Source organism: Halorientalis regularis, from assembly GCF_023698535.1.
Taxonomy (GTDB): Archaea; Halobacteriota; Halobacteria; order Halobacteriales; family Haloarculaceae; genus Halorientalis; species Halorientalis regularis.
Window position 1 is genome coordinate 81,863 of the sequence record NZ_JALJCL010000014.1, and the last position, 21,719, is coordinate 103,581.

The 21,719-nt window shown below is 67.3% G+C and carries 20 protein-coding genes; 9 read left to right on the forward strand and 11 right to left on the reverse strand.

Annotated features, from left to right (window positions below; genetic code table 11):
* Positions 1–79: 79 nt before the first annotated feature.
* Positions 80–988, reverse strand: coding sequence for an acyltransferase (locus MU521_RS17060; protein ID WP_092694022.1), 909 nt, complete (start codon positions 986–988; stop codon positions 80–82).
* 165 nt (positions 989–1,153) lie between these two features.
* Here MU521_RS17060 and MU521_RS17065 point away from each other — a divergent pair, with 165 nt between their 5' ends.
* Together MU521_RS17065 and MU521_RS17070 are read left to right on the forward strand one after the other, a co-directional pair.
* Complete coding sequence (locus MU521_RS17065; protein WP_092694020.1) at positions 1,154–2,248, forward strand: CPBP family intramembrane glutamic endopeptidase; 1,095 nt, start codon at positions 1,154–1,156, stop codon at positions 2,246–2,248.
* A 48-nt stretch (positions 2,249–2,296) separates the two neighbouring features.
* Positions 2,297–3,349, forward strand: coding sequence for an aldo/keto reductase (locus MU521_RS17070; RefSeq protein WP_092694018.1), 1,053 nt, complete (start codon positions 2,297–2,299; stop codon positions 3,347–3,349).
* Positions 3,350–3,470: 121 nt separating this feature from the next.
* Here MU521_RS17070 and MU521_RS17075 read toward each other — a convergent pair whose 3' ends face one another.
* Both MU521_RS17075 and MU521_RS17080 read right to left on the reverse strand, forming a co-directional pair.
* Positions 3,471–3,869, reverse strand: coding sequence for a pyridoxamine 5'-phosphate oxidase family protein (locus MU521_RS17075; RefSeq protein ID WP_092694016.1), 399 nt, complete (start codon positions 3,867–3,869; stop codon positions 3,471–3,473).
* 57 nt (positions 3,870–3,926) lie between these two features.
* On the reverse strand, positions 3,927–4,274 hold the full coding sequence (locus MU521_RS17080) for a hypothetical protein (RefSeq protein WP_092694014.1): 348 nt from the start codon (positions 4,272–4,274) through the stop codon (positions 3,927–3,929).
* Between the two features lie 85 nt (positions 4,275–4,359).
* On the opposite strand from MU521_RS17080, the gene MU521_RS17085 reads away from it, so the two are divergent.
* Positions 4,360–5,463 (forward strand): tRNA (guanine(26)-N(2))-dimethyltransferase, encoded by a 1,104-nt coding sequence (locus MU521_RS17085; protein ID WP_092694012.1) that lies wholly within the window; start codon positions 4,360–4,362, stop codon positions 5,461–5,463.
* On the opposite strand, the gene MU521_RS17090 is transcribed toward MU521_RS17085, so the two are convergent.
* Positions 5,460–5,861: a hypothetical protein gene (locus MU521_RS17090; RefSeq protein WP_092694010.1), complete on the reverse strand. Its 402-nt coding sequence runs from the start codon at positions 5,859–5,861 to the stop codon at positions 5,460–5,462. The genes MU521_RS17085 and MU521_RS17090 overlap by 4 nt on opposite strands.
* 111 nt (positions 5,862–5,972) lie before the next feature.
* Between MU521_RS17090 and MU521_RS17095 the strand changes: the two genes are divergently transcribed.
* A complete protein-coding gene (locus tag MU521_RS17095; RefSeq protein ID WP_092694008.1) occupies positions 5,973–7,241 on the forward strand; it encodes a YihY/virulence factor BrkB family protein in 1,269 nt (422 codons plus the stop codon).
* A 1-nt stretch (position 7,242) separates the two neighbouring features.
* Positions 7,243–8,148 carry a phosphatase PAP2 family protein gene (locus tag MU521_RS17100; RefSeq protein ID WP_092694006.1) on the forward strand — a complete coding sequence of 302 codons (906 nt, stop codon included), beginning with the start codon at positions 7,243–7,245 and terminating at the stop codon, positions 8,146–8,148.
* Between the two features lie 116 nt (positions 8,149–8,264).
* Here the strand turns inward: MU521_RS17100 and glnA are convergent, their stop codons facing one another.
* On the reverse strand, positions 8,265–9,635 hold the full coding sequence (gene glnA, locus MU521_RS17105) for a type I glutamate--ammonia ligase (protein WP_092694174.1): 1,371 nt from the start codon (positions 9,633–9,635) through the stop codon (positions 8,265–8,267).
* A 126-nt stretch (positions 9,636–9,761) separates the two neighbouring features.
* Between glnA and lrp the strand changes: the two genes are divergently transcribed.
* The 3 genes from lrp to MU521_RS17120 all read left to right on the forward strand — a co-directional run bounded on the left by lrp (position 9,762) and on the right by MU521_RS17120 (position 12,421).
* The gene (gene lrp / locus MU521_RS17110; RefSeq protein WP_092694004.1) at positions 9,762–10,217 is read left to right on the forward strand and encodes an HTH-type transcriptional regulator Lrp; all 456 of its coding nucleotides are present in this window, start codon (positions 9,762–9,764) and stop codon (positions 10,215–10,217) included.
* 168 nt (positions 10,218–10,385) lie between these two features.
* Positions 10,386–10,997 carry a TetR/AcrR family transcriptional regulator gene (locus MU521_RS17115; RefSeq protein WP_175452909.1) on the forward strand — a complete coding sequence of 204 codons (612 nt, stop codon included), beginning with the start codon at positions 10,386–10,388 and terminating at the stop codon, positions 10,995–10,997.
* Positions 10,994–12,421, forward strand: coding sequence for an MATE family efflux transporter (locus MU521_RS17120; RefSeq protein ID WP_092694002.1), 1,428 nt, complete (start codon positions 10,994–10,996; stop codon positions 12,419–12,421). Before MU521_RS17115 ends, MU521_RS17120 begins: the two co-directional genes overlap by 4 nt.
* Here MU521_RS17120 and MU521_RS17125 read toward each other — a convergent pair.
* The 4 genes from MU521_RS17125 to MU521_RS17140 all read right to left on the reverse strand — a co-directional run bounded on the left by MU521_RS17125 (position 12,418) and on the right by MU521_RS17140 (position 17,622).
* Entirely contained in the window at positions 12,418–13,374 is a 957-nt protein-coding gene (locus MU521_RS17125) for an AEC family transporter (RefSeq protein ID WP_092694000.1), read from the reverse strand. The genes MU521_RS17120 and MU521_RS17125 overlap by 4 nt on opposite strands.
* Before the next feature lie 107 nt (positions 13,375–13,481).
* Positions 13,482–14,159 carry a PGF-CTERM sorting domain-containing protein gene (locus tag MU521_RS17130; RefSeq protein WP_092693998.1) on the reverse strand — a complete coding sequence of 226 codons (678 nt, stop codon included), beginning with the start codon at positions 14,157–14,159 and terminating at the stop codon, positions 13,482–13,484.
* Positions 14,160–14,197: 38 nt separating this feature from the next.
* On the reverse strand, positions 14,198–16,912 hold the full coding sequence (locus MU521_RS17135; RefSeq protein ID WP_175452908.1) for an alkaline phosphatase PhoX: 2,715 nt from the start codon (positions 16,910–16,912) through the stop codon (positions 14,198–14,200).
* Positions 16,913–17,172: 260 nt separating this feature from the next.
* A complete protein-coding gene (locus MU521_RS17140) occupies positions 17,173–17,622 on the reverse strand; it encodes a hypothetical protein (RefSeq protein WP_092693996.1) in 450 nt (149 codons plus the stop codon).
* A 219-nt stretch (positions 17,623–17,841) separates the two neighbouring features.
* On the opposite strand from MU521_RS17140, the gene MU521_RS17145 reads away from it, so the two are divergent.
* Positions 17,842–18,723, forward strand: a complete 882-nt coding sequence (locus MU521_RS17145; protein WP_092693994.1) for a hypothetical protein — start codon at positions 17,842–17,844, stop codon at positions 18,721–18,723.
* A gap of 249 nt (positions 18,724–18,972) precedes the next feature.
* On the opposite strand, the gene thsB is transcribed toward MU521_RS17145, so the two are convergent.
* Both thsB and MU521_RS17155 read right to left on the reverse strand, forming a co-directional pair.
* A complete protein-coding gene (gene thsB / locus MU521_RS17150; RefSeq protein ID WP_092694169.1) occupies positions 18,973–20,634 on the reverse strand; it encodes a thermosome subunit beta in 1,662 nt (553 codons plus the stop codon).
* Positions 20,635–20,838: 204 nt separating this feature from the next.
* A complete protein-coding gene (locus MU521_RS17155; protein ID WP_092693992.1) occupies positions 20,839–21,711 on the reverse strand; it encodes an alpha/beta fold hydrolase in 873 nt (290 codons plus the stop codon).
* Between the last annotated feature and the right edge of the window lie 8 nt (positions 21,712–21,719).

Here is a 21,719-nt window from a genome sequence, read left to right on the forward strand (position 1 = left end):
CGATAGAGCTCCGCTCTATCGGTGGCCCCACCCTCAACGAGCGAACCCCCTGCGGGTGAGCGAAGTAGGGTGGGGTAGTTTACCTGTCGGGCGGCGAGAGGTCCCGCTGGAACTCGTCGAACACGTCCACGTCGGGCACGTCGTACTCGACGACGCGCTCGTCGCTACGGTCGACGTTAGCGTCCTCGATGGGGTCGGCAACGCGCTCCCAGCCCTCCTTGATCGCGATGGATTTGGCGGGCTGGCCGGCGGCGATGTGGTGGGCCGGCACGTCCTTGCCGGCGATGGATTTCGCCGCGAGAATGGAGTTCTCGCCCATGCGCACGCCCGCCTGCACCATCGAGTCGTAGGTGACGCGCACGTCGTCCTCGATGATGGTGTGGTAGTCGGTGACTTCGGTCTGGTCGACCACGTCGTGGTCGTGGGTGTAGACGTGGGCGTTGTCGGAGATCGACACGCGGTCGCCGACGGTGAGCGTCCCGCGGTCATCGAGGTGGACATCGTCGTGGACGACCACGTTGTCGCCCAGTTCGATGTTGTGGCCGAAGGTGAACGTGATCCCCTTGAACAGCCGGAGGTCGTCACCGGCCTCGGCGAACAGGTGATCGGCGAGCATCTGGCGGAAGCGCAGAGCGAAGGCGATGTTGTCGGCCATCGGCGTGGCGTCGAACTGTCGCCAGAGCCACTGGAGGTGCTTCGAGCGCTCGTATTCGCCCTCGTCCATGCCCGCGACCTCGGCGTAGTACTCGCTCTCCAGGGTCGCGTTACAGGGGTCGTACCCCTGCAGTCGGACGCGTTCGGCCGGCGACACCGACTCGCCGGACTGCCAGCGTTCGTAGGCCTGGCGGTCGCCGTGGAGGTCCACGAGTACGTCCTCGACCACGTCGCATGTGTTCTCGTCACTGCTGAGGCGCTCGTCGACCTCGTCGATGAACGCCCGGAGCCCCTGTTCGGCCAGGGGCGGCAACGAGACGTGACGCTTCGTCATACCCCTCTCATTGGAACCCGCGTTGATAGGGGTTTTCGTTACTCTCGGGACCGTTACCGGAAGGTAACCGCCGCACACGTTCGGGCGACCGGCGCGACCCGAGACGGCTGTTCCGAAACGAGCGTGACCCCCACGTTCATTCCATCGGCGGCCGACACACCGGCCATGGCCGACGAGCGCGGGCCCGACGAGGGAGCGTCGGGCCTGGACGACGGGACGCCGAACGAGGACGAGCGCGCCGGGACGGAACCGGGGTCCGGCGGACCAACGACGCAGGGCGCCGGCGGACGCGGCGTCGTCGGCCACGTCGTGAGCGTCTTCTGGAACCGCCGGGAGCGCCGCCTCCGACTCCCCTGGCGGTTCGCGGTTGCGGCCGTGCTGGTCGGCCTGCTCGTCCTCGTCGTCGGGTCCGTGGCCGTGGTTGCCCTCGGGGACGCCTGGATCGACGGTGCCGGCGGACAGGTGCTCTCCTTTGTCGGTATGGTTGTCGGCCTCCCGGCGGCGAGTTATCTGGTCGGGCGGCGACGAATCGACGGGCTGGGACTGGGGCTCGACCGTCAGTGGGCCCGTGATCTCGGCTTCGGCCTGGCGCTCGGTATGGTCCTCCCGACGCTGCTTTTCCTCGTCGGCGTGGCCGCCGGCTGGGTGACTATCACTGGGGTCGTCGGGACGACGCCCGATGCCTTCCTCGTGTTCGGTGACTGGCCCGTGTCGCTCTCCTTGCTCGCCGTCGTGCTGTTTTTCGTCGGCGTCGCGGTGTCCGAAGAGCTGTTTGTCAGGGGCTACCTCCTGACGAACCTTGCGGAGGCACTGGGTGGGTTCGACCGGATCGGCCCGCGGCTGGCGATCGGACTCGCCACGGTGTCGACCGCCGGGCTGTTCGGCCTGCTCCACGCCGAAAACCCCAACGCGACCGCCCTCTCGATCGCCAACATCACGCTGTTCGGCGTCCTGCTGGGGCTCGGGTACGTTTGGACGGACCGGCTCGGCGTCCCCATCGGACTCCACCTGGCGTGGAACACCGTGGTCGGCGCGGTGTATGGCTTCCCCGTCAGCGGCCTCACGATCGGTGTCACCGTCTTCGAAACCGAAACGAGCGGCCCCGCGCTCCTCACCGGCGGCGCGTTCGGCCCGGAGGGCGGCCTGCTCGTCCTGCTCGCGCTCGTCGTCGGCACCGGCCTGACCGCGTGGTGGGTCCGCCGGGCGTACGGCGATCTGGCGCTCCGGGAGTCCGTGGCGGTGCCGACCCTGCGGGAGTAGCGGTCGGCAATCGTACGCGCTAAGTGGGCCGCGTGCCAACGAAGGGGTATGAACCAGCGCGAACTCGGAAACTCGGGCGTCGAGGTCAGCGAAGTCGGCTTCGGGGCCTGGGTCGTCGGCACGGACTGGTGGGGCGACCGCTCCCGCGAGCAGGCCGTCGACATGGTCCAGCACGCCCTCGACCGGGGGATCAACTTCTTCGATACCGGCGACGTGTACGGCCACGGCGACTCGGAGGAGCTCGTCGGCGAGGCCCTGAGCGAACACCGCGAGGAGGTCACCGTCTCCACGAAGGTCGGCTACGACTTCTACAACAACCCGCAGGCTGGCCACGGCGAACTCCCGAAGCGCGTCGATCCCGAGTGGATCCGCACGGCGCTGGACCGCTCGCTCGATAGGTTGGGGATGGACTACGTCGACGTGTTGATGTTGCACAACGCCAACGTCGACGAGGTCACGCCGGACGTGCTGGAGACGCTGGACGAACTCCGCGAGGAGGGCAAGGTCGAGGCCATCGGCTGGGCGCTCGGCCCCTCCATCGGCTGGCTCGCGGAGGCCACCGAGGCCGTCGAGCAGGAGTTCGACGCCCTCCAGCTCGTGTTCAACGTGTTCGAGCAGACGCCCGGCCGCCACGCCATCGAGGAGGTCCGCCGGCTCGACGCCGACACCGCCATCCTCCCCCGTGTCCCTCACTCCTCGGGCCTCCTGAACGAGCAGGTCACGCCCGACACCGAACTCGGCGAGGGCGACCACCGCGCGCACCGGCCCCAGGAGTGGTACGAGACGGGCTGGGAGAAAGTCGACGCCCTCCGATTCCTCGAACGGGATGGGGAACGGACGATGGGCCAGGCCGCGATCCAGTGGCTGCTGGCCTTCGACGAGGTGGCCTCGGTCACGCCCACCTTCCGGACCGCCGACGACATCGACGAGTGGGCTGGCGCAGCCGACACGCCCGCCCTCTCCGAGGAAGAGTTCCAGCGCGTCGAGGACCTCGCCGAGGACAACTTTGGGATCGACCGCGACGACGGGATGGACGCCCTGCGCTCCTCGGTCGGCGGTGCGGACCTCGAAGACATCGACAAGCAGGCCGCCGGGGACTGACGGGCGACCGCCGGCTGGCCGAACGGAGAGCGAACCGAGCCGTGAATCGGGAGGCAGGACTGAAACCGCGTCGCCGGACGCGGGCGACGTGCCCCACAGGCGAGATGTGGCGCCGCTGGCCTCACGCCATAGTATAGATGTCCTCGGGGCGGATACGGAGAAGGATCCGTTCGCTCTCGGTGGCTTCCGAATACTCGTCTTCTCCCATGTACCGACCGGCGAGCTCGTCGACGTGCTCCGGTGCGCCCTCGGTGGTCACGGTCTCGACCTCGCCGGTGACCGAGAGGAATCGGTTGGGGTCGTCCGGATCGGTCATGCTGGCCGAGACTGTCGGGTCGCGTTCGACGTTTCTCGCTTTGCGGGTGTGGCGTTCGGTGTTGACCAGCAGGCGGTCGGCGTCGGTGTCGTAGTCGATCCAGACCGGCGTCGTGTGCGGGCGGCCGTCGGGCAGCATCGTCGTGAGGTGGGCGATGGTCGCCTTCTCGAACAGGTCGTGGTAGGCCTCTGGGATTTCGGGCATGGGACACTGGACGACGCCCCACCAATTATACGCTTGGCCTGGTTCCCGGGTGGCCGTCTACAGAAAATCCCGCACGTCGCTGTACCACATATCGTGGTGGTCGACTTCGTCGATGGCCTCGGCGACCCGGACGGCCAGGGCGTGCCAGCACAGTTGCGTGGGGTCGTCGGTATCGAGGTTGTACTCGGAGTCGGCGCAGTTGCAGTCCCCGGCCTCGACGATGTACTCGTCCTCGTAGCCGACGACGACGGTGAAGTCGCGGTACTCCTTGACGCGGTGTTCGCCGACGGCCTCGATGGCGCGCTGGCCACGCTCGCCGTGGAGCGAGACGATACGGTCGACGCTCTCCGGAGTGAGTTCGCCGGCGGCGGCCAGGTCGGCCACCCAGTCGTCGACCGCTGTCACGGACTCGAAATAGTCCCGGACTGTCAAAACAGGTTCGATGAGTGTAGAGCGCATCCCTTTTCGCCCCCGCGTCCGGATCGGAGGTATGCGAATCGAGGAGGGCAGTGTCGAGGTCGAGGTCCCCGGAGAGGCCACCGACGGGAAGGAGGGCGAGGTGTTCTACAACCCGGAGATGGAGCTCAACCGGGATCTGACGGTAGCGACGCTGCGGGCCTACCGGGAACGGGCGGACGCGGAGCCGTCCACGTATCTGGACGCGACGGCCGCCAGCGGAATCCGGGGCGTCCGGGCCGCTGCCGACGGCTGGACGGCGACGACCTGTGACGTAGACCCCGAGGCCGTCGACCTGGCCGCCGAGAACTTCGAGCGCAACGGGGTAGCGGGGGAGACCGTCCACGGCGACGCCAACGTCCTGCTGCACCAGGAACGGTTCGACGTGGTGGACGTGGATCCGTTCGGGACGCCAATCCCATTCGCCGACGCCGCGGCCCGGAGCGCGCAGGGCCTCCTCGCCGTCACCGCGACCGACACCGCGCCGCTGTGTGGGGCACACTTCGAGAGCGGCGTCCGCAAGTACGGCGCGGTCCCGCGCAACACCGAGTACCACGCGGAGATGGGGCTCCGGGTGTTGCTGTCGGCGCTGGTCCGCACCGCCGCGAAGTTCGACGTGGCGGCCCGGCCCGTGTTCAGCCACGTCACCGACCATTACGCCCGAACCTACCTCGACGTCGAGCAGGGGGCCCGCGCCGCGAACGCACTGCTGGACGAACTCGGCCACGTCGACCACTGCCAGCACTGTCTCTACCGCGGCCACGAGCGCGGCCTGCTCGCGGACCCGGGCGACGAGTGTCCCAACTGCGGCCACCACCTCCAGACCGCCGGGCCGCTCTGGCTGGGCGACTCCCACGACCCCGAGTTCGTGGCCGCCGTCCGCGAGCAGGTCACCGACGGGTTCGGGACCGCGGCCCGGGCGCGGGACCTTCTCTCGACCATCGAGGGGGAGCTATCCACGCCGACGCACTACGACCAGCACCGCCTCTACAAGCGCTGGAACGAGTCGGCGGTCGGGATGGACGACTTCCTCGCGGCGCTTCGCGACGCGGGACACGAGGCGTCCAGAACCCACTACGGGGGCACGACGTTCAAGACGACCGCGGACGTGGCCGAAATCGAGACGGCACTGCACTAGGAGGAGCGTTCTTCCTGGATCTCGCGGCCGATCTGGACCGCGCCGGCGACGATGTAGTGGACGATCCGATAGACGGGGCGGAGGATGAGGTTGAACACGCCGACGAGACCGACGATACCGCCCAGCGCCTGGAGTTCGCCGGGCGAAGCACCGATGACGAACCCGGCGACGGCGACGATGGCCGCCAGAACCGGGCCGAGCCAGAGTCCGGAGAGGTAGACGCCGTACTCGTCGCTTCGCTGCCAGGCGACGTACAGCCCGGCGGCCAGGACCGCGAAGCCGACGGGCAGGACCGGTGAGGCACCGATCCCGGCGTAGCCGACCGGGATGAGGAGCGCGGCCGCGAGCAGGAACACGGCCGAGATGCGGAGGATCCCCCGTTCGTATTTCTCGTCCATACCGACTCCTGCAGGCCCGGGACTAAATGGGTTTTCGGTCCACGGGAGTCCCGGCGCGAGGCGGGTTCGGCTTCCGGTGCGGTATTGGACCCGGAGGTGGAAGTGGGCGGCGTGTCACGGAACGCCGACGCCACGGGTGTCGCACGGGCGGTCGTCAGCGCCGCGCGGTCCGAGCAGATCACGTTTTTGGCCGCCAGCCTCGCCTACTACACGTTCGTCTCGCTGATGCCACTCCTCTTGCTGGCACTCGTCGTCGCCTCGGCGCTGGGCGGGGAAGCGCTGGCCGGGACCGTGGTCGGCCAGCTGGGAAGCGTTCTCTCGCCGTCGGGTGAGCAGGTCCTGCTCGAATCGCTGACTGGTGCGAGCGGTCGCGCCGGCGCGACCGTCGCCGGTGTGGCGGTCCTCGTGTGGGGCGCGCTGAAACTGTTTCGCGGCCTCAACGTGGCCTTCGGACAGGTGTACGGCACCGCCGAGTCGAGTTCGTTCGTCAATCAGGTGACCGACGCCAGCGTCGCGCTGGTGGCAGTCGGGGTCGGTGTGGGTGTCGCGGCGGCCGTGAACGTCGTCGTCGGGCTCGTTCCGAGCCGGCTGGCCGACGCCCTCGGGACGCCCGTACTGGCGCTGACGCTCACCATCACGTTCCTCCCGCTGTACGTGATTCTCCCGGACGTGCCGGTCGGCGTCCAGGAAGCCCTGCCCGGGGCCGTCCTCGCGGGCGGTGGCTGGACCCTCCTGAGTACGGGCTTTCGACTCTACGCCGAGAGCGCGGGGAGTTTCCAGCTGTACGGCGTCATCGGCGGCGCCCTGTTGCTGGTCACCTGGTTCTACGTCGGGAGTCTCGTCTTGCTGGCTGGCGTCGTGTTGAACGCCGTACTGGCCGGCCGGGAGGACGGCAACCGGCAACTACAACAGGAACGCCCACGAGGTGTCGGCCAACGAGGCATGTCCGAGGAACACGGGGGCGCGCCGGAGGACGGCGACGACGACGCCGACGCGAGCACCACAGCGACCGGTCCGGACGAGGACATCGAGGACGAACTGGCTGAACTCCGCTCGAAACTCGACGCGTTCGAGGAAGACATCGACGACCGGACGGTCCACCGCGAGGAGATCGAGCGCGACCTGAAACGGTACGTCCGCCGTCGCGTGGGCCGTGGCCGCGCGACCGGCTGGGGCCCGTACCTGGTCTTGCTGTACGGCACCGCCATGACCATCGGCGCGTTCTACTTCCTCGGCGGCGGCTGGGCCATCCTCGCCATGCTCGTCATCTGGCTCTCGACGCTGGGCCTGTACACGCTGATGGTCCTCGTCGGCATCGGCGTCACGATGGCCGGCCTCCCCGGTCGCCTCCGCAACACCGTCGAAGAGTTCCGGAGCTGAGATGCCGATCCGCGACGCCGGTGCCGTCGAGGCACTCGGTGCGTTGCCGGACCCGCTGGTCGCCGCGTTCGCGCTGGTGACACTGCTCGGCGACGTGGCCGCCTACTTCCTCGTCTTCTCGCTGGTGTACTGGCTTGGCGACCGGACGCCCGTCCTCGGCGACCGGATCGACCGACCGTTGATCGTCCAGGTCGTCGCGGTCGGGTTCGGCGCGCTCGCCCTCGTCGCACTGCTGAAACACGCCTTCGCGTTGCCGCGGCCACCGGGAGCCGGCCAGCCCGTGACCGTCGAGGGTGTCCCGGGGATCCTCCGCTCTGTCGTGGGCGACGCGACCGTCGACGACGGCTACGGGTTCCCGAGCGGCCACGCCTTCGGTAGCACAGCCGTCTACGGCGGCCTCGGCTGGCTGACGGCCGAGCGGGGCGACCGCCGACCGCTGTACGCCGGCGCGACCCTGGCAGTTCTCGTCTCGCTCTCCCGGGTCGTCGTCGGCGTCCACTACCTCGGGGACATCCTCGCCGGGATGGCGCTTGGCGTCCTCTGGCTGGCCGTCGCCGTCCGATTCCTCCCGACGCCGCGTCGATCCTTCCCCGCGGCCGGCGCGCTGGCCGGGACGGGACTGATCGTCGCCGGGCCGACCGAGAACCTCCTGTTCGGCCTGGGCGCGTCGCTGGGTGGCTCGGTGGTCTGGTGGACGCTCGCTGATCGCGTTCCCACGCCCGTCGACACGGGCCGCGAGGCACTGGGAACGGCCGTGCTGGGGGTTCTGATCGTGGGCGGACTCATGGCTGTCGTCGCGGCGCTCGATCCACCGCCGCTTCAGAGTGTTCTCGCCACGGCAGTCGTCATCGGCGCGCTGGTCGCGATCCCGGTCGCGGGGTCGCGTCTGGACGCCCGACTCGGGTGACGGCCGCGTCGAGTCGACCCGGCACGCCAGGGCCGGGCAGCTGTCGACCAGCCAGCGTTACCCGAAACTGTCGGCACTCGAACACGGCAGTCGGAAAAAAAGACGTGTGTTGCCGATTAGAACTTCTCGAGGTACCGGTCGAGCTCCCAGTCGGAAACGTCGACGAGGTAGTCCTCGTGTTCCTGGTTCTTGGCTTCGACGAACTTCGGACCGACGTGTTCGCCGAGTGCGTTGTAGATCGTCTCGTCGGCTTCGAGTTCGTCGACGGCCTCGCCGAGGTTCTCGGGGAGGGTCTCGATGCCGTACTCCTCGCGTTTCTCCTCGTCGAACTCGTAGATGTTCTCCCGGACGGGGTCGGGGCACTCGAGGCCGCGCTCGATGCCGTCCAGGCCGGCGTGGATGAGCGCCGCGAAGGCGAGGTATGGGTTACACGACGGGTCGGGGAACCGGGCCTCGATCCGGCTGGCGGCCGGGATGCGCGCGGCCGGCTTGCGGATCAGCGCCGAACGGTTGCGGTCCGACCAGGCGACGTAGACGGGAGCCTCGTAGCCGGGCACCAGGCGCTTGTACGAATTCACGGTCGGGTTCGTGACCGCCGCCAGCGCGGGCGCGTGTTCGAGGATGCCGGCGATGAACTGGTGGGCCTCCTCGCTGAGGTCGAACTCGTCGTCCTCGTCGTGGAAGGCGTTCTCGCCGTCCTCGAACAGCGAGATGTGCGTGTGCATCCCCGAGCCGTTGATCCGCGGGATCGGCTTGGGCATGAAGGTAGCGTGCAGGTCGTGTTCGGCCGCGATGGCCCGCACGACCGTCCGGAAGGTCGCGACGTTGTCGGCCGTCGACAGGGCGTCGTCGTACTCGAAGTTGATCTCGTGTTGCCCCTGGGCGACCTCGTGGTGACTGGCTTCGATCTCGAAGCCCATGTCCTCCAGCCCGTAGATGATGTCACGGCGCACGTCGGAGGCGAGGTCCTTGGGCGCGACGTCGAAGTAGCCACCGGCGTCGCTAGTCTTGGTCGTCGCACGGCCGCCTTCGTCTTCCTCGAACAGGAAGAACTCGGGTTCGGGCGCGGCGTTGACCGTATAGCCCAGTTCCTCGGCGCGTTCGAGCGCGTTCTTCAGGACGCGGCGCGGATCGCCCTCGAAGGGCTCGCCGGTCGAGGTGTTGATGACGTCACAGATCAGCCGGGCGCTGGCGTGTTCCTCGCTGTTGCGCCACGGCAGGACTGCGAACGTGTCCGGGTCCGGCACGAGCCGCATGTCCGACTCCTGAATCCGGACGAACCCTTCGATGGAGGAGCCGTCGAAGTAGATACCCTCGGAGAACGCCTTCTCGACCTGCTCGGCAGGCACGGAGACGTTCTTCACGGTCCCCAGAATGTCCGTGAACTGTAGCCGGAGGAAATCGACGTTTTTCTCCTCGATCTCGTCGACTACTGCCTGTGCGTCCTCAGTCAACCCGCCGTCAGCCTTGATATTCGGGTTTGTCATCTTTCTCGTCATCGGTAGGGAATACCCGAGATACAAAAACCCTACTGATTTGTGCAAGTCTTCCTTCGACGCGCTGAAATTGAATATTCGTAAAATTCTAAAGGGTGGGGCGTCTGTCCAGACATAATGACGTACGAAAATCTGGACCGAAAGTTGGTGAATGCCCTGCTGGGCGACGGTCGAGCAAGCTTGCGAAGTCTTGCCGAGGAACTGGACGTTTCCGTCACGACCGTCTCGAATCATCTCAAGGACCTCGAAGAAGACGGGATCATCTCCGGGTATACACCAAAAGTCGACTACGACGCGCTGGGCTACGACGTGACCGCCGTCGTCCAGTTGAAAGTCGAGGGGTCGGCCCTGCCAGACGTGACCGACCGACTCCAGGAACACAAGCAGATGATCTCGGTCTACGAGGTCACCGGCGACTACGACATCATCGCCATCGGCAAGTTCACCGACACGGACGGCATGAACGACCAGATCAAGGAGATGCTGGTCGATCCCGAGATCAAGGAGTCCAACACCAGCGTCGTGCTCAACGCCGCCAGCGAACACGAGCAGTTCACGCTCGAAGTGGAGTAACGCCGCGATCAGTCACCGGTTCTGCGGGCCGCGAGTACCGCCAGCACCGCGAGCGCGAGTATCGCTCGCACAAGCCTCGTGTGTCGGTTCGACACGAAACAGTAGGACGTGAAACCGTGACACGGGGCCCCCAACCCTTTTGACTGACCAGTCAGTAAGTACGTGTAGATGAGCGAGACTCGTGACGAGATCATGGAGGCGACCTATCGTGCGCTCTGTACGCACGGCTATGCGGATCTGACGATGCAGGACATCGCCGACGAGACCGAGTTGAGCAAGGCGGCCCTCCACTACCACTACGACAGCAAACAGGAACTGCTGGAGTCGTTCCTGGATTTCCTCTACGACGAGTTCACCGAGCGCGTTGGCGACCCCGAGGGCGGGACCGCGCCCGAGCGCCTGCACGCGCTGGTCGAGAAGGTCCTCTCGCCACCCGCCGAGGACGACGACGAGCGGGTGGCGTTCAAGACCGCGATTCTGGAGCTGAAGGCGCAGGCCCCCTACGACGAGGGCATCCGCGAGCGCCTCCAGCGGTTCGACGCGTTTCTCCACGACGAGTTCGAGGCCGTCATCGCGGACGGCACCGAAGCGGGAACGATTCGTGCCGCGGTCGATCCCGACGACGCCGCGCGGTTCCTCGTGACCGCGCTCGACGGCACGAGCACGAAACAGGTCGCGGTCGGGCAGGACCCCGACTGCGCGCGCCGGATGCTCACCGCCTACATCGAGCGGACGCTGACGGTCGACGGCGAGAACGTCGCGGAGGTCAGTCCCGAATGAGCCGACTGTTCAAGGGCCAGGAGGAACTGAACCTGACCGACGGTCCCATCGCCAAGCCCCTGTTCTATCTCTCCCTGCCTATCGTCATCACCAACCTGCTGCAGGTCACCTACAACCTGGCGGACACGTTCTGGCTGGGCCAGTACAGTACCGTGGCGCTCGCGGCGATCACCTTCGGCTTCCCCCTCGTCTTCCTGCTGATCTCGCTGGGGATGGGGCTCTCGGTCGCAGGGAGCGTACTGGTCGCCCAGTACACCGGGGCCGAGGAGACCGAGGACGCCCAGTACGCCGCCTCCCAGACCGTGACCTTCGCCCTGCTGTTCTCGGCGCTTCTGGGACTGGCCGGCTTCTTCGTCGTCGAGGACTTCCTGGCACTGATCGGGGCCTCCGGCGCAGTCTTGCCGCCGGCGACCGACTACATGGAGGTCGTCACCCTCGGACTCCCGTTCATGTTCGGGTTCATCGTGTTCATCGCGCTGATGCGGGGCTCCGGTGACACGATCACGCCGATGCTGGTCATGCTCGGGACCGTGATCCTGAACGTCGCGCTGGACCCGTTCCTGATCTTCGGCTGGGGTCCGTTCCCCGAACTCGGCGTGCAGGGGGCGGCCATCGCGACGATCTTCTCGCGGGGGCTGGCGATGGCCGTCGGCGTCGCGATCATGATCGGCGGCCGGCGGGGCATCCAGATCAACGTCCGCGACATGGTACCCGACTTGGCCTACGCCCGCCGCCTCGTGCGGATCGGGATTCCGGCCTCCGTCGAGGGAACCGGGCGGGCGGTGTCGGTCAACCTCCTGCTGGTGATCGTCGCGACCTTCTCCGTCACCGTCGAAGCGGCCTTCGGCGTCGGAATCCGCGTGTTCTCGACGATCTTCATGCCCGCCATCGCGGTAGACCGGGGCGTCGAGACGATGACCGGACAGAACATCGGCGCGGGCAAGCCCGACCGCGCAGCGACCGCCAACCACTTCGCCGCGAAGGCCTCGTTCGTGATCCTCGCGGCGCTGGGCGTCGTGACCTTCGTGGCCGCACCGGCGATCATGAGCCTGTTCTCGGACAACCCGGCGGTGATCGCCGAGGGCGCGAACTTCCTCCGGATCGTCGCGCCCACGTTCGGGTTCATGGGCGTGACCCGCGCGTACAGCGGCGGCTTCCGCGGTGCAGGCAAAGTGTTGACCGCCGCGGGGATCACGGTGCTCATGCTGGGACTCATCCGCCTCCCCATCGCCTGGTTCGGCGCGCAGGTCTACGGCCCGAGCGGCATCTGGGCCTCCTTCGCCATCTCGAACGTCCTGGCCGCGACCATCGCCTACCTCTGGTTCAGGCGGGGCACCTGGCGCGAGGCCGACCTCACCGACGACGAGGGTGAAGGCGGCGAGGAGGCCGACCTCGGGAGCCCCACAGCCGCGACCGACGACTAGAGGGCGACTCCCGCCTGTAGCAGGGCGATCAGGCCGGTCAGCGTCACCAGACTCGCGAGCGTGGTGACGAGGATCGTCGTACTCACGTAGTCGGCGGCGGCGAGGCCGTCGCTTCGCGCCTCGCTCCCCCCGAACTCGATGGTCAGCAGCAGCGGCGTCACCGCGGCCGGCATCGCGCATTCGAGGACGAACACCCGGCCGACCGTCCCCGTCAACCCGACGGCGAGCGCGACACCCAGCGCGAGGACGGGCGCGACCAGCAGTTTGAGCGCGCTGGCCGGCGCGGTCCGGGCGACGGAACTCCCGCCGCCGGAGTCGGCGAGCTGGATCCCGAGCATGAGCAACATGACGGGAATCGCGGCGTCGCCGGTGAGTTTGATCGTCTCCATCACCGCCGAGTCCGTCGGCGGTGCGAGGTCGGCCACGCGGACGACGGCCGCGGCCGCCAGGGCGTACACCAGCGGCAGGCGAAACACCCGCGTGACAGCACCCAGCGCCGACCCCGCCTCCCCGCGGGCGGCGACGTAGACCCCGACGGTGTACATCAACACGGACTGGGCGACGATGTAGAGGACGGCCGTGCTCCGCCCGAGTGCGCCGAAGGCGAAGGCCGACAGCGGAATCCCGTAGTTGCCCGCGTTCGAGAACGTGCTCGTCAGGACGAGCGCACCGAGGACGGGTTCGTCCTCGCCCAACGCCCGCCCGACCAGTTCCGCGAGCACGACCATCCCGACTGTGAAGGCCGCGACGCCGGCGAACAACCGGGCGACCGTCGGCCCCGCGATGGGCGTGGTCACCAGACTGTAGAACACGAGGGCTGGCACGAGGACGTAGAGCGTGATATCGGAGAGGGGTTCGACGGCCACGTCTCTCCCCGTTCCGAGGCCGTACCCGACTGTGGCGACGGCCACGACTGGCAGAACCGCCGACCCCAGTACCGAGACCAGCGACACGTTCGACGTGAACCGCGGCCGCGGGTCAACGGTTACGATCCGCGGCGGGCGAAGACAGAACGTGTGAAATAGAGAGGGGAGCGGACTGGAAGCGTGTGGGGGAACAGTCAGCGCCGCCGAGCCAGCAGCGCCACGGCCAGCAATGCCGCGAGCGCGGCGACCACGCCGAAGCCGGGGCCGGCCGCCCCGGTCGTCGAGTCGTCACGGCCGGGGTCGTCGGCCGGGTCCACAGGGGACGATCCCTCCGGCGCGTCGCCGTCGGTCTCGTCACCGCTGCCGGTGCCACCCCCATCGTTAGACAACGGTTCGACCGCCACCGAACCGGGGCTGTACGTGGGCGCGACCCGGCTCCCGTTGTCGGCGTCGACCTGCGCGTCGGTGACGCGGACGGCGGTGGTCCCGCCGCCGGAGCCAGTGACCTCGACGGTCGCCAGCGTGACGTTCGTCGCGCCTGGTGACGTGTCGGTGACGGCGGCTTCCAGCGTCACGCGCTGGCCGCCGCCGGCGATCGCTGGGTCGGTCGACAGCCGGAACGCGTCCGGATAGCTGGCGTTCGTAATCTCGGCGACGCCCGACTCGGAGAGTTCGAGGGTCACCTCGTAGCCCGACAGCCCGGCCGGGGCGCGCGAGAGCGCGAGCCGGAGCGTGCTCGTCTCGTTGTCCTCGACCGTCGCGTTCGTGACGGTCAGCTGTGCGCCGTCGTCGGCCGTCGCCGTGCCGGCCCCGCCGACCAGCAGCAGGCCAGCGAGGAGGGCGAGGGCGGCGACCGTCTGGGTTCGTGTCATGGCTGTCGGGGGAAAGCGGGTGTCGGGAGTCGGTCGGCTTACTGTTCCTCGTACAGTTCGACCACGTCGTCGTAGTCGATCTTGCCGTTGTCGTTGAAGTCGTAGGCCTCGACGTTCATCGTCACCGCGTCGCTGTCGAGGTTCTCGAACAGGAGTTCGATGTCGGCGTAGTCCAGCCGGCCGTTGCCGTTGACGTCCTCGTACTTGCCGTCGCCGTCGGGATCGGTCGGGGCACTGCCGGCCGGACCGAGACCGAGTCCGGGCGGGCCAGTGACGACCATCCCCATCCGCTCTTGTACGTCGATCTCGCTGCCGTCCTCGGCGTCCATGTTGTGAACGTCGATCTGGAGGTCCGTCGTGCCAGTGCCGGCGGCTTCGAGTTCGAGCGTGCCGAGCGTGACGTTCTGTGCGCCGGGCTGGATCTCGCCGTCGAGGTCCGCGACGCGGAGTTCGGCCGCCTGGCCGTCAGCGGCCAGTTTGGGCTCGGCGGTGAGACCGAGCGCGTCGTTGTAGGCCCCACCGGTGATGTTCGCGACGCCGTCGTCGCTGGTCGAGACGGTGAGCCGCGCACCCGAGAAGCCCTTCGGCAGCGAGGACACCGTGAGGTCGACCTCGCCGGTGGCGTTCTGGCTGAGCGCGGCGGACTCGACGTCGACATCGACCGGCGGCTGGTAGACGTAGAGCGCGTCGTTCGGGAAGGAGGCAGGTCCCTCGTTGAAGCCGTCCTCACAGCACAGCACCCGGCCGTCTTCCATGGCGTAGACGTTGTCGATGTTGGCCACACCGTCGTCGCCGTCGGGGCGCTGGTCACTCCCGACGCCGAAGTCGGGCCCGACGATGACCGGTTCGAGTCGGGAGACGTTGTAGTCCTGTTCGAGTTCGCCGCGGAAGACGATCCCGCCGTCGATGCGTTCGAGCTGGATGTCGCCCTCCTCGTCGGCGAGCGCGTCGTTGAACTCCGAGATACCGAAGTAGACGTACTCGCCGGGACCGGCACCGTCGCGGCTGTCGACGCCCTCGGCCTTGTTGAACTCGATGGACGCGCCGATCTCCTTGGCGGCGGCACGTGTTTCGAGGAACGGGACCATCCGGAGGTCCGCGTCGACGCCATCGTGGCCGTTCGCCTCGTACTGGCGGGCCCACTCGACGATCTCCTCGTTGGTGATGTAGTTCTGATTGCCGTTCTCGACGACGGTCCTGTCGGCCTCTTCGAGGACCGCGTCGGTGACCTCGTCGCCCTCGCTCCAGTTCTCGGTGTGGGCTTCGAGGTAGTCGACCTGCGTCACGTCGTCGTACCGGGCGATCCACGCCTCACACTCCGCGTTGGAGGCGTGGCCCAGCGGGAGCCACTCGACTTCGAGGTCGGTCTGTGCCGGGTTGTTCCGGTCGTCCGACTCGGCGGCCGACGCCGCGTCGTTGGTGATCTTCGGGGCGTACAGGGTGCCCGCCACGTCCATCGGGTCGTCGTAGCTGTCGATCGCCGCGTCGGCGACGAACTTGTAGATCCCCTTGTTGTCGCCGTCGGAACAGCCGTAGACGGTCTTCTTGTCGGCCTGGATGTTCGGCGCTTCCCACGAAGCACGGCCCATGACGTAGTACTTGACCGGCTGGGGCGGGTCGGCGGCCGGCTCGCGGAAGTCGACGTGGTAGCCGTAGCGGTAGGGGTTCGGGTAGACATCCCCAATCGGCTCGGTCGTGTTCCCGCCCTCGCCCTGGTCGACCTGGTCGGCACCGAGGTAGTAGGCCAGGAACTCGACGCCGTCCAGCGCCCAGTAGCCCTGGACGTACCAGCCGTCGTCGTAGTAGTCCCCGACGGCGCCGTTGATACCGGTCGGGTTCGGTCGGTTCCAGAACTGACACCCGCCGATCATCCCCTTGCCGGTGCCGTCGTCGACCATGTCGCCGACCGTGTTGGTCAGCGAGACTCGGGTGTGCGCGTAATTCTCCTCGGAGGAGAGCATCGTGTTCCATGGGGTGCGGTCGCCATAGCAGTTGATCCGGGTCCCACCGAGGTCCCGCAGGGGTTCGGTGTTGGCGAGGTTGATGGCCGCGTCCATGTCGGCCGCCCACTCGCCGTCGTCGGTCATGCTGATCGGGACGCGGCTGATGTTCCCGGGGCTGTTCTCCCAATTTGTGAACAGGTACCCCTCGGTGCCCGCGTCGTTCGTGGGCACGAACTGGTTACAGTCCGGGTTGGTCGCGGCGGCCCCGTACTGGGTCCCCTCGAAGTTGTCCTGCGTGACGTTGGTCCCGTCCGGCGTCTGGGTCACGCCGAGCAGTTCGCTCCCGCCGTCGATCCGGTCGCGAGCCTGGGCGAGCATCACGAACTCGTGGTTGGCCGAGAGGACCTGGCCCTGCTGTTCGACGCTCGAGGGGACGGGCAGTTCCTCGAAGTCGTCGTTGTCGCCGTCGAACTCGAAGGTGAAACCGCTGAAGTAGCCGACGCCGGCCCGGTCGTAGGGCGGCTGGTTGGCCTTCGCGTCCGAACTCGAAAAACCGTCGCCACGTGTCCCCGTCGCCGGGTGCTGGAGGCTGTACAGCAGACCGCCGTTCTCGAACACGAACGGGCCCGTGACCTCCGCGCCGAAGGCGGTCGTCGAGAACCGCTTGATGCTGCCGACGACGCCGGGCGCGCCCGCAGTATCCGTTTCGGAAATCTCTGTCTCTGAACCGGTCGCGATCCCCACCACACTGGCACCCAGTGCGGCCGCGACTGACGATTCCATCAGGTTTCGCCGAGTTAGATCCACCATGCACCCGGAGAGCAGGATGCACGTACAAAACCGCTTTATATTACCAGTATGTTGGAAAGAAGAAGGTACGTTCCGGTAAGTGTGACGCGGGGTAGGACGTGCGACTACGTTTGTGAGTGTTTGACAATCGGCACTGACACCACAGTCAGACACGCCGGGACGGCGACAAACCACAGGCGGGAGTCGGACGGCAACAAAAAAACCGGACGGTCGGTGACCGAGACGGAGGAACGGTGGGGGACAGCGCCGTGTCCTGGCCGTTATCCTTCGGCCTGTGACTCGTCGGGGTCGTCCTCGATGCCGTGCTCGACGGCCTTACGCTGGATCTTCTCGGCGCGTGCCCGGACGTTTCGGAGCAGTCGCCGGATCTTCTCGGGGCGCTCCGCGAAGTAACAGCTCAGCCACTCGGTGTCCGCACCGGGGAGCGTGCGCATATACGCCGCCATCGTGTCCCGTCCCGCCGAGACGATGGCCGGCGGCACACCGCGCTCGCCCGTGTCCGCCTCGACGAAGCCGTTCACGTCGAAGTAGACGGCGGCGTACAGCGTCGCGACCTCGGAGTCGTCGAAGGTCTCGCCGCAGTGGTCCGGTGCGTCGAACCGGTAGCGGGTGTCGTCCCCGTCGGTCAGTTCGACGACCCGGACACCCATGATGTACTCCTCGTAGACGGTCTCTTGCGTGTCGGCGGCCTGGTCCACTTGCTGGGACATGTCCGGAGTTCGACTGCGCCACCGCTTTAGTTTAAGTAATTCTGATACGTTTCGGTCAGAGCGGAACAGGCGGCTCTATACTCTCAATAGAGGGAGTGGCGGAGAACAGGACAGGTGGTGGTCGGTCGCGGTGTCACGCGGCGGTCGTTCGACACAGCAGGGGTAGAGCCGAGGTACCGTGGGTTTTTGCCACTCGACTGTCTGGGTCGGCGTACTCGAATGCGCTCGCGACGTTCGTATCTCGGTGTCCTCGGGGCGCTGAGTGCCCTGGGGCTAAGCGGCTGTCAGAGTACAGACGACCCGACGACCGACGCCTCGTCCCCGACGGCGACGCGACCGAGGGGGAGCGAGTCGCCGACGGCGACGCCGACAGGGCCGCCACCGGCGTTCCACCACTATCGCGACAGTTTGACCATCTCCGACAACGAGCGGTATCACTCGACCCACCCCGGCGTCGTCTTCGAGGAAGAATCGGCGGAACTGGGACCGTCGACCGGCCGGTTCGAGGTCGAGAACGCAGAGACCGGCGCGACGCTGGCCGTCGTCCCGTCGGACTCGATCACCCTGGGCAAGGAGGCCCCCGTGCGGATGTTACTCTACGGTGCCGACGGGAGCCCTGCGGATACGCCGAAGTTGATCCAGAACGTCGACACGCGAGAGCGGTACCCCGTCCGCGTCTCGGGATCGGTGTCGGACGTGTTCGGACAGACGGCACCGCCGCTCCGGATCCGGTATCTGTCGGACGGCGAAACGCGATACGAGACCGGGACCCGGCGGGTCGTCGTCGGCTACTCCGGGCTCCTCCAGCAGTCCGGCACGAGCGGTGAGGTTCGGTTGTGGGTGCCCCGGCAGGGGCTTCCACGGGACCTCTCGGTCGACGGGGAACTCGTCCACGAGGACCGGGACCCGGTCACCTTCGGCCTGTCCTACGATCCATCGCCGGACCGGTTCGCGACGACCGTCGACGCGGCCGACCTCGAAAGTGGGAGCTACGACTGGACAGTCGAGTTCGGTTTCGAGAACCGCACGTTGCTCCACTTCGGGAGCCGGTGGGGCGGCCGGGAGTTCGAGGCGATTCCGGAGATAGAGATTTCGGAGTGAATCCCCGAGCCGCTCCCGTGTCGAGCGTATCCCACACGGCTATCGAACGTGCGCGGTGCGGGTGCAGTGCGGCGGGCAGTAAGGCGTTGCACCGCACGCGAGCGGCGCGAAGCGCCGTGAGCGCGCGGAACCTCGGCGAGCGACTACGGACGCGCCGTGCGCGCCCACTGGAGCGAGCCGAGATTTTTCCCCACGTTTTTGCCTGACCGAGCGCGCCGAAGGCGCGCGAGGGAAGTGCGAAAAGTGGGTTTACATCATCCCGCCCATACCGCCGCCCATGCCGCCCATGCCGCCGCCCATGCCGCCGGGCGCGCCGCCGGGGCCGCCTTCCTCTTCGTCGCCTTCGGTGGAGAGGTCACCGGCGGAGATGATGTCGTCGATCTTGAGGACCAGGTTGGCGGCCTCGGTGGCCGAGGACAGCGCCTGTTCCTTGGCGTGGGCGGGTTCGACGACGCCGGTCTCGTAGGTGTCCTCGACGTCGCCGGTGAGGACGTTCAGGCCGGCCCGTTCGTCGCCGTCGTCGTGGGCGGCGCGCAGGTCGACCAGCGTGTCGATGGGGTCGAGGCCGGCGTTCTCGGCGAGGACGCGGGGGACGAGTTCCAGCGCGTCGGCGAAGGCCTCGACGGCCAGCTGTTCGCGGCCTTCGACGGAGTCGGCGTGGTCGCGGACGCGGCGCGCGAGTTCGACCTCGATGGCACCGCCGCCGGCCAGCACGCGGCCGTCGGTGACGGTGGCGGCGACCACGTCGAGCGCGTCGGAGATACCGCGTTCGAGTTCGTCGACGACGTGTTCGGTCGAGCCACGCAGCAGGAGCGTCACGCCGTGGCTGTCCTCGCCCTCGACGTAGAATAGTTCGTCGTCGTCGCGGGTGAAGTCACCGGTGCCGAGATCGTCGGCTTCGACACCGTCGAGGTCCGAGACGATGTTCGCGCCCAGCACCTCGGCGAGGAACTGCATGTCGGTCTTCTTGACGCGGCGCAGGGCCAGGATGCCCTCCTTGGCGAGGTAGTGCTGGGCCATGTCGTCGATGCCCTTCTGGCAGACGACCACGTCGGCCCCGCTGTCGACGATCTGGTCGACTTTCGCGCGGAGCTGTTCCTCTTCCTGCTCGATGAAGGACTGGAGCTGGTCCGGGCTGTCGACCGAGAGGGAGGCGTCGGCCTCGGCCTCTTCGATCTCGACGGGCTGGTCGAGCAGCATGACGGAGGCGTCCTCGAGGTCATTCGGCATGTCCTCGTGGACGGGATCCTTGTCGATGACCGCGCCCTCGAGCAGTTCGGAGTTGGCCGCGGAACTGCCTTCCTGGGTCTCGATGTTGAGGAATTCGAGGTCGACGACGTGGGAGCCGTCCTCGGCCTCGACGGTGACGGCCTGGACGGCCTCGTAGATGAGCTGGCTGAGATGCTCCTTGTTGAGTTCCGCGCCCTTGCCGGTCATGGAGGTTTCGGCGACTTTGCGGATAGTCTCCTCGTCGTCGGGGTCGACGGACTCGGCGATGTCGTCGATCTCGGCCTGGGCGTGCTTGCTGGCGATGTCGAAGCCCTTGATCATCGCCGTCGGGTGGATATCCTGGTCGAGCAGGTCCTGGGCCTGCTTGAGGAGTTCACCAGCGATGGCGACCGCGGTGGTGGTACCGTCGCCGGCCTCGTCCTCCTGGGTCTCGGCGACTTCGACGATCATCTCCGCAGTCGGGTTGTCGATGTCCATCTCCTGGAGGATGGTCACGCCGTCGTTGGTGACGGTGACCGACCCCATCGAGGAGACGAGCATCTTGTCCATGCCCTTCGGGCCGAGTGTGGACTGTACCGACTCCGCGACCGCGCGAGCAGCCGCGATGTTGTGTTCCTGTGCGTCCTTGTCTTTCATCCGCTGGGCGTCCTCGCCCATGATGATCATCGGCTGCCCTTGCATTCGCTGCTGCTGGCTCATAATCAAGCGAATGATTGAAAGTGCTTCTATAAAAAAGTGTCGTCCCGGCGGCGAGCGAGCGATCGTCGATGGGGTCGCTCCGAGCCGAACAACCGGCCGCCTGCAACGGATTTTGGTCGACCGTGTGTCGTGTTCTCACACTGTCGGTCGTCGACCGGGATCCGAAATGCGGCCCTGTTTAAGTGATCAGTCGACGAAGTCGAGGATTCGGTCGGCGACCGCATCGGGGCGTTCGGCGTGCAGGAAGTGGCCGGCGTTGTGCATGATGTCCAAGTCGGCGCGGGCGTCGAAGCAGTCGGTGACACCCTCGAAGAGGTCGGCCCCGATACAGCCGTCGTGCGCGCCCGCGAGGACGAGCGTGGGCACGTCGATGCCGGCGATCTCCTGTTCTGCGCGGCGACGCGGCAGGAACATGTCGAAGAAGTCCCGGTAGTACCGCAACGCGGCCTCGACGGTCTCGCCGGTGCGGAAGGTGTCCTTCACAGTTTCGAGGTGGTCCTCGTCGTAGTTCCAGTCGGGACTCCAGAGTTGCCAGAGCCGCTCGATGAGAGCGAAGTCGTTGGCCCGGACGATCTCCTCGCCGTGGCCGGGCACCTGGAACTGGTTCATGTACCAGCTGCGGGCCGCCTGGGTGGCGTAGTCGTCGAACTGCGACCAGAAGTTCGGCGGGATGGCCATCGAGACGCAGGTGCCCAGCCCGCGCCCGCCGGTGACCGCCGCCGTCGTGACAGCCATCCCGCCCCAGTCGTGGCCCACCACGAGGGGCTCGGGGTCGTCGAGTTCGCCGGTGAGCGCGAACACGTCCGAAGCGAGCAGCATCGGCGAGTAGTTCCCCGGCTCGGTCGGCGGCCGCTCGGTCTCACCGTACCCCCGCATGTACGGGGCGTAGCACGTGTAGCCCGCGTCGGCGAGTCGTTCCATCAGCGGCACGAACGTCCGTGGCGCGTCCGGGAAGCCGTGCAACAGCAGGGCGTCGCGATCCCCGTCCCCACAGGAAAGCGCCGCGAACTCCAGTCCAGTCGTGTCGAGCGTCGTCTCCGTAACTGCTGGCGTCGGCATGTGTCAGG

Excerpts from the sequence above, each read along its gene's own strand:
- MU521_RS17085 (WP_092694012.1), top strand. The coding sequence starts at position 4,360 with ATGCGAATCGAGGAGGGCAGTGTCGAGGTCGAGGTCCCCGGAGAGGCC.
- MU521_RS17100 (WP_092694006.1), top strand. The coding sequence starts at position 7,243 with ATGCCGATCCGCGACGCCGGTGCCGTCGAGGCACTCGGTGCGTTGCCG.
- MU521_RS17090 (WP_092694010.1), bottom strand. The coding sequence starts at position 5,861 with ATGGACGAGAAATACGAACGGGGGATCCTCCGCATCTCGGCCGTGTTC.
- MU521_RS17115 (WP_175452909.1), top strand. The coding sequence starts at position 10,386 with ATGAGCGAGACTCGTGACGAGATCATGGAGGCGACCTATCGTGCGCTC.
- MU521_RS17145 (WP_092693994.1), top strand. The coding sequence starts at position 17,842 with ATGCGCTCGCGACGTTCGTATCTCGGTGTCCTCGGGGCGCTGAGTGCC.
- MU521_RS17130 (WP_092693998.1), bottom strand. The coding sequence starts at position 14,159 with ATGACACGAACCCAGACGGTCGCCGCCCTCGCCCTCCTCGCTGGCCTG.
- glnA (WP_092694174.1), bottom strand. The coding sequence starts at position 9,635 with ATGACAAACCCGAATATCAAGGCTGACGGCGGGTTGACTGAGGACGCA.
- MU521_RS17155 (WP_092693992.1), bottom strand. The coding sequence starts at position 21,711 with ATGCCGACGCCAGCAGTTACGGAGACGACGCTCGACACGACTGGACTG.
- MU521_RS17075 (WP_092694016.1), bottom strand. The coding sequence starts at position 3,869 with ATGCCCGAAATCCCAGAGGCCTACCACGACCTGTTCGAGAAGGCGACC.
- thsB (WP_092694169.1), bottom strand. The coding sequence starts at position 20,634 with ATGCAAGGGCAGCCGATGATCATCATGGGCGAGGACGCCCAGCGGATG.
- MU521_RS17135 (WP_175452908.1), bottom strand. The coding sequence starts at position 16,912 with ATGGTGGATCTAACTCGGCGAAACCTGATGGAATCGTCAGTCGCGGCC.
- MU521_RS17070 (WP_092694018.1), top strand. The coding sequence starts at position 2,297 with ATGAACCAGCGCGAACTCGGAAACTCGGGCGTCGAGGTCAGCGAAGTC.
- lrp (WP_092694004.1), top strand. The coding sequence starts at position 9,762 with ATGACGTACGAAAATCTGGACCGAAAGTTGGTGAATGCCCTGCTGGGC.
- MU521_RS17120 (WP_092694002.1), top strand. The coding sequence starts at position 10,994 with ATGAGCCGACTGTTCAAGGGCCAGGAGGAACTGAACCTGACCGACGGT.
- MU521_RS17140 (WP_092693996.1), bottom strand. The coding sequence starts at position 17,622 with ATGTCCCAGCAAGTGGACCAGGCCGCCGACACGCAAGAGACCGTCTAC.
- MU521_RS17060 (WP_092694022.1), bottom strand. The coding sequence starts at position 988 with ATGACGAAGCGTCACGTCTCGTTGCCGCCCCTGGCCGAACAGGGGCTC.
- MU521_RS17065 (WP_092694020.1), top strand. The coding sequence starts at position 1,154 with ATGGCCGACGAGCGCGGGCCCGACGAGGGAGCGTCGGGCCTGGACGAC.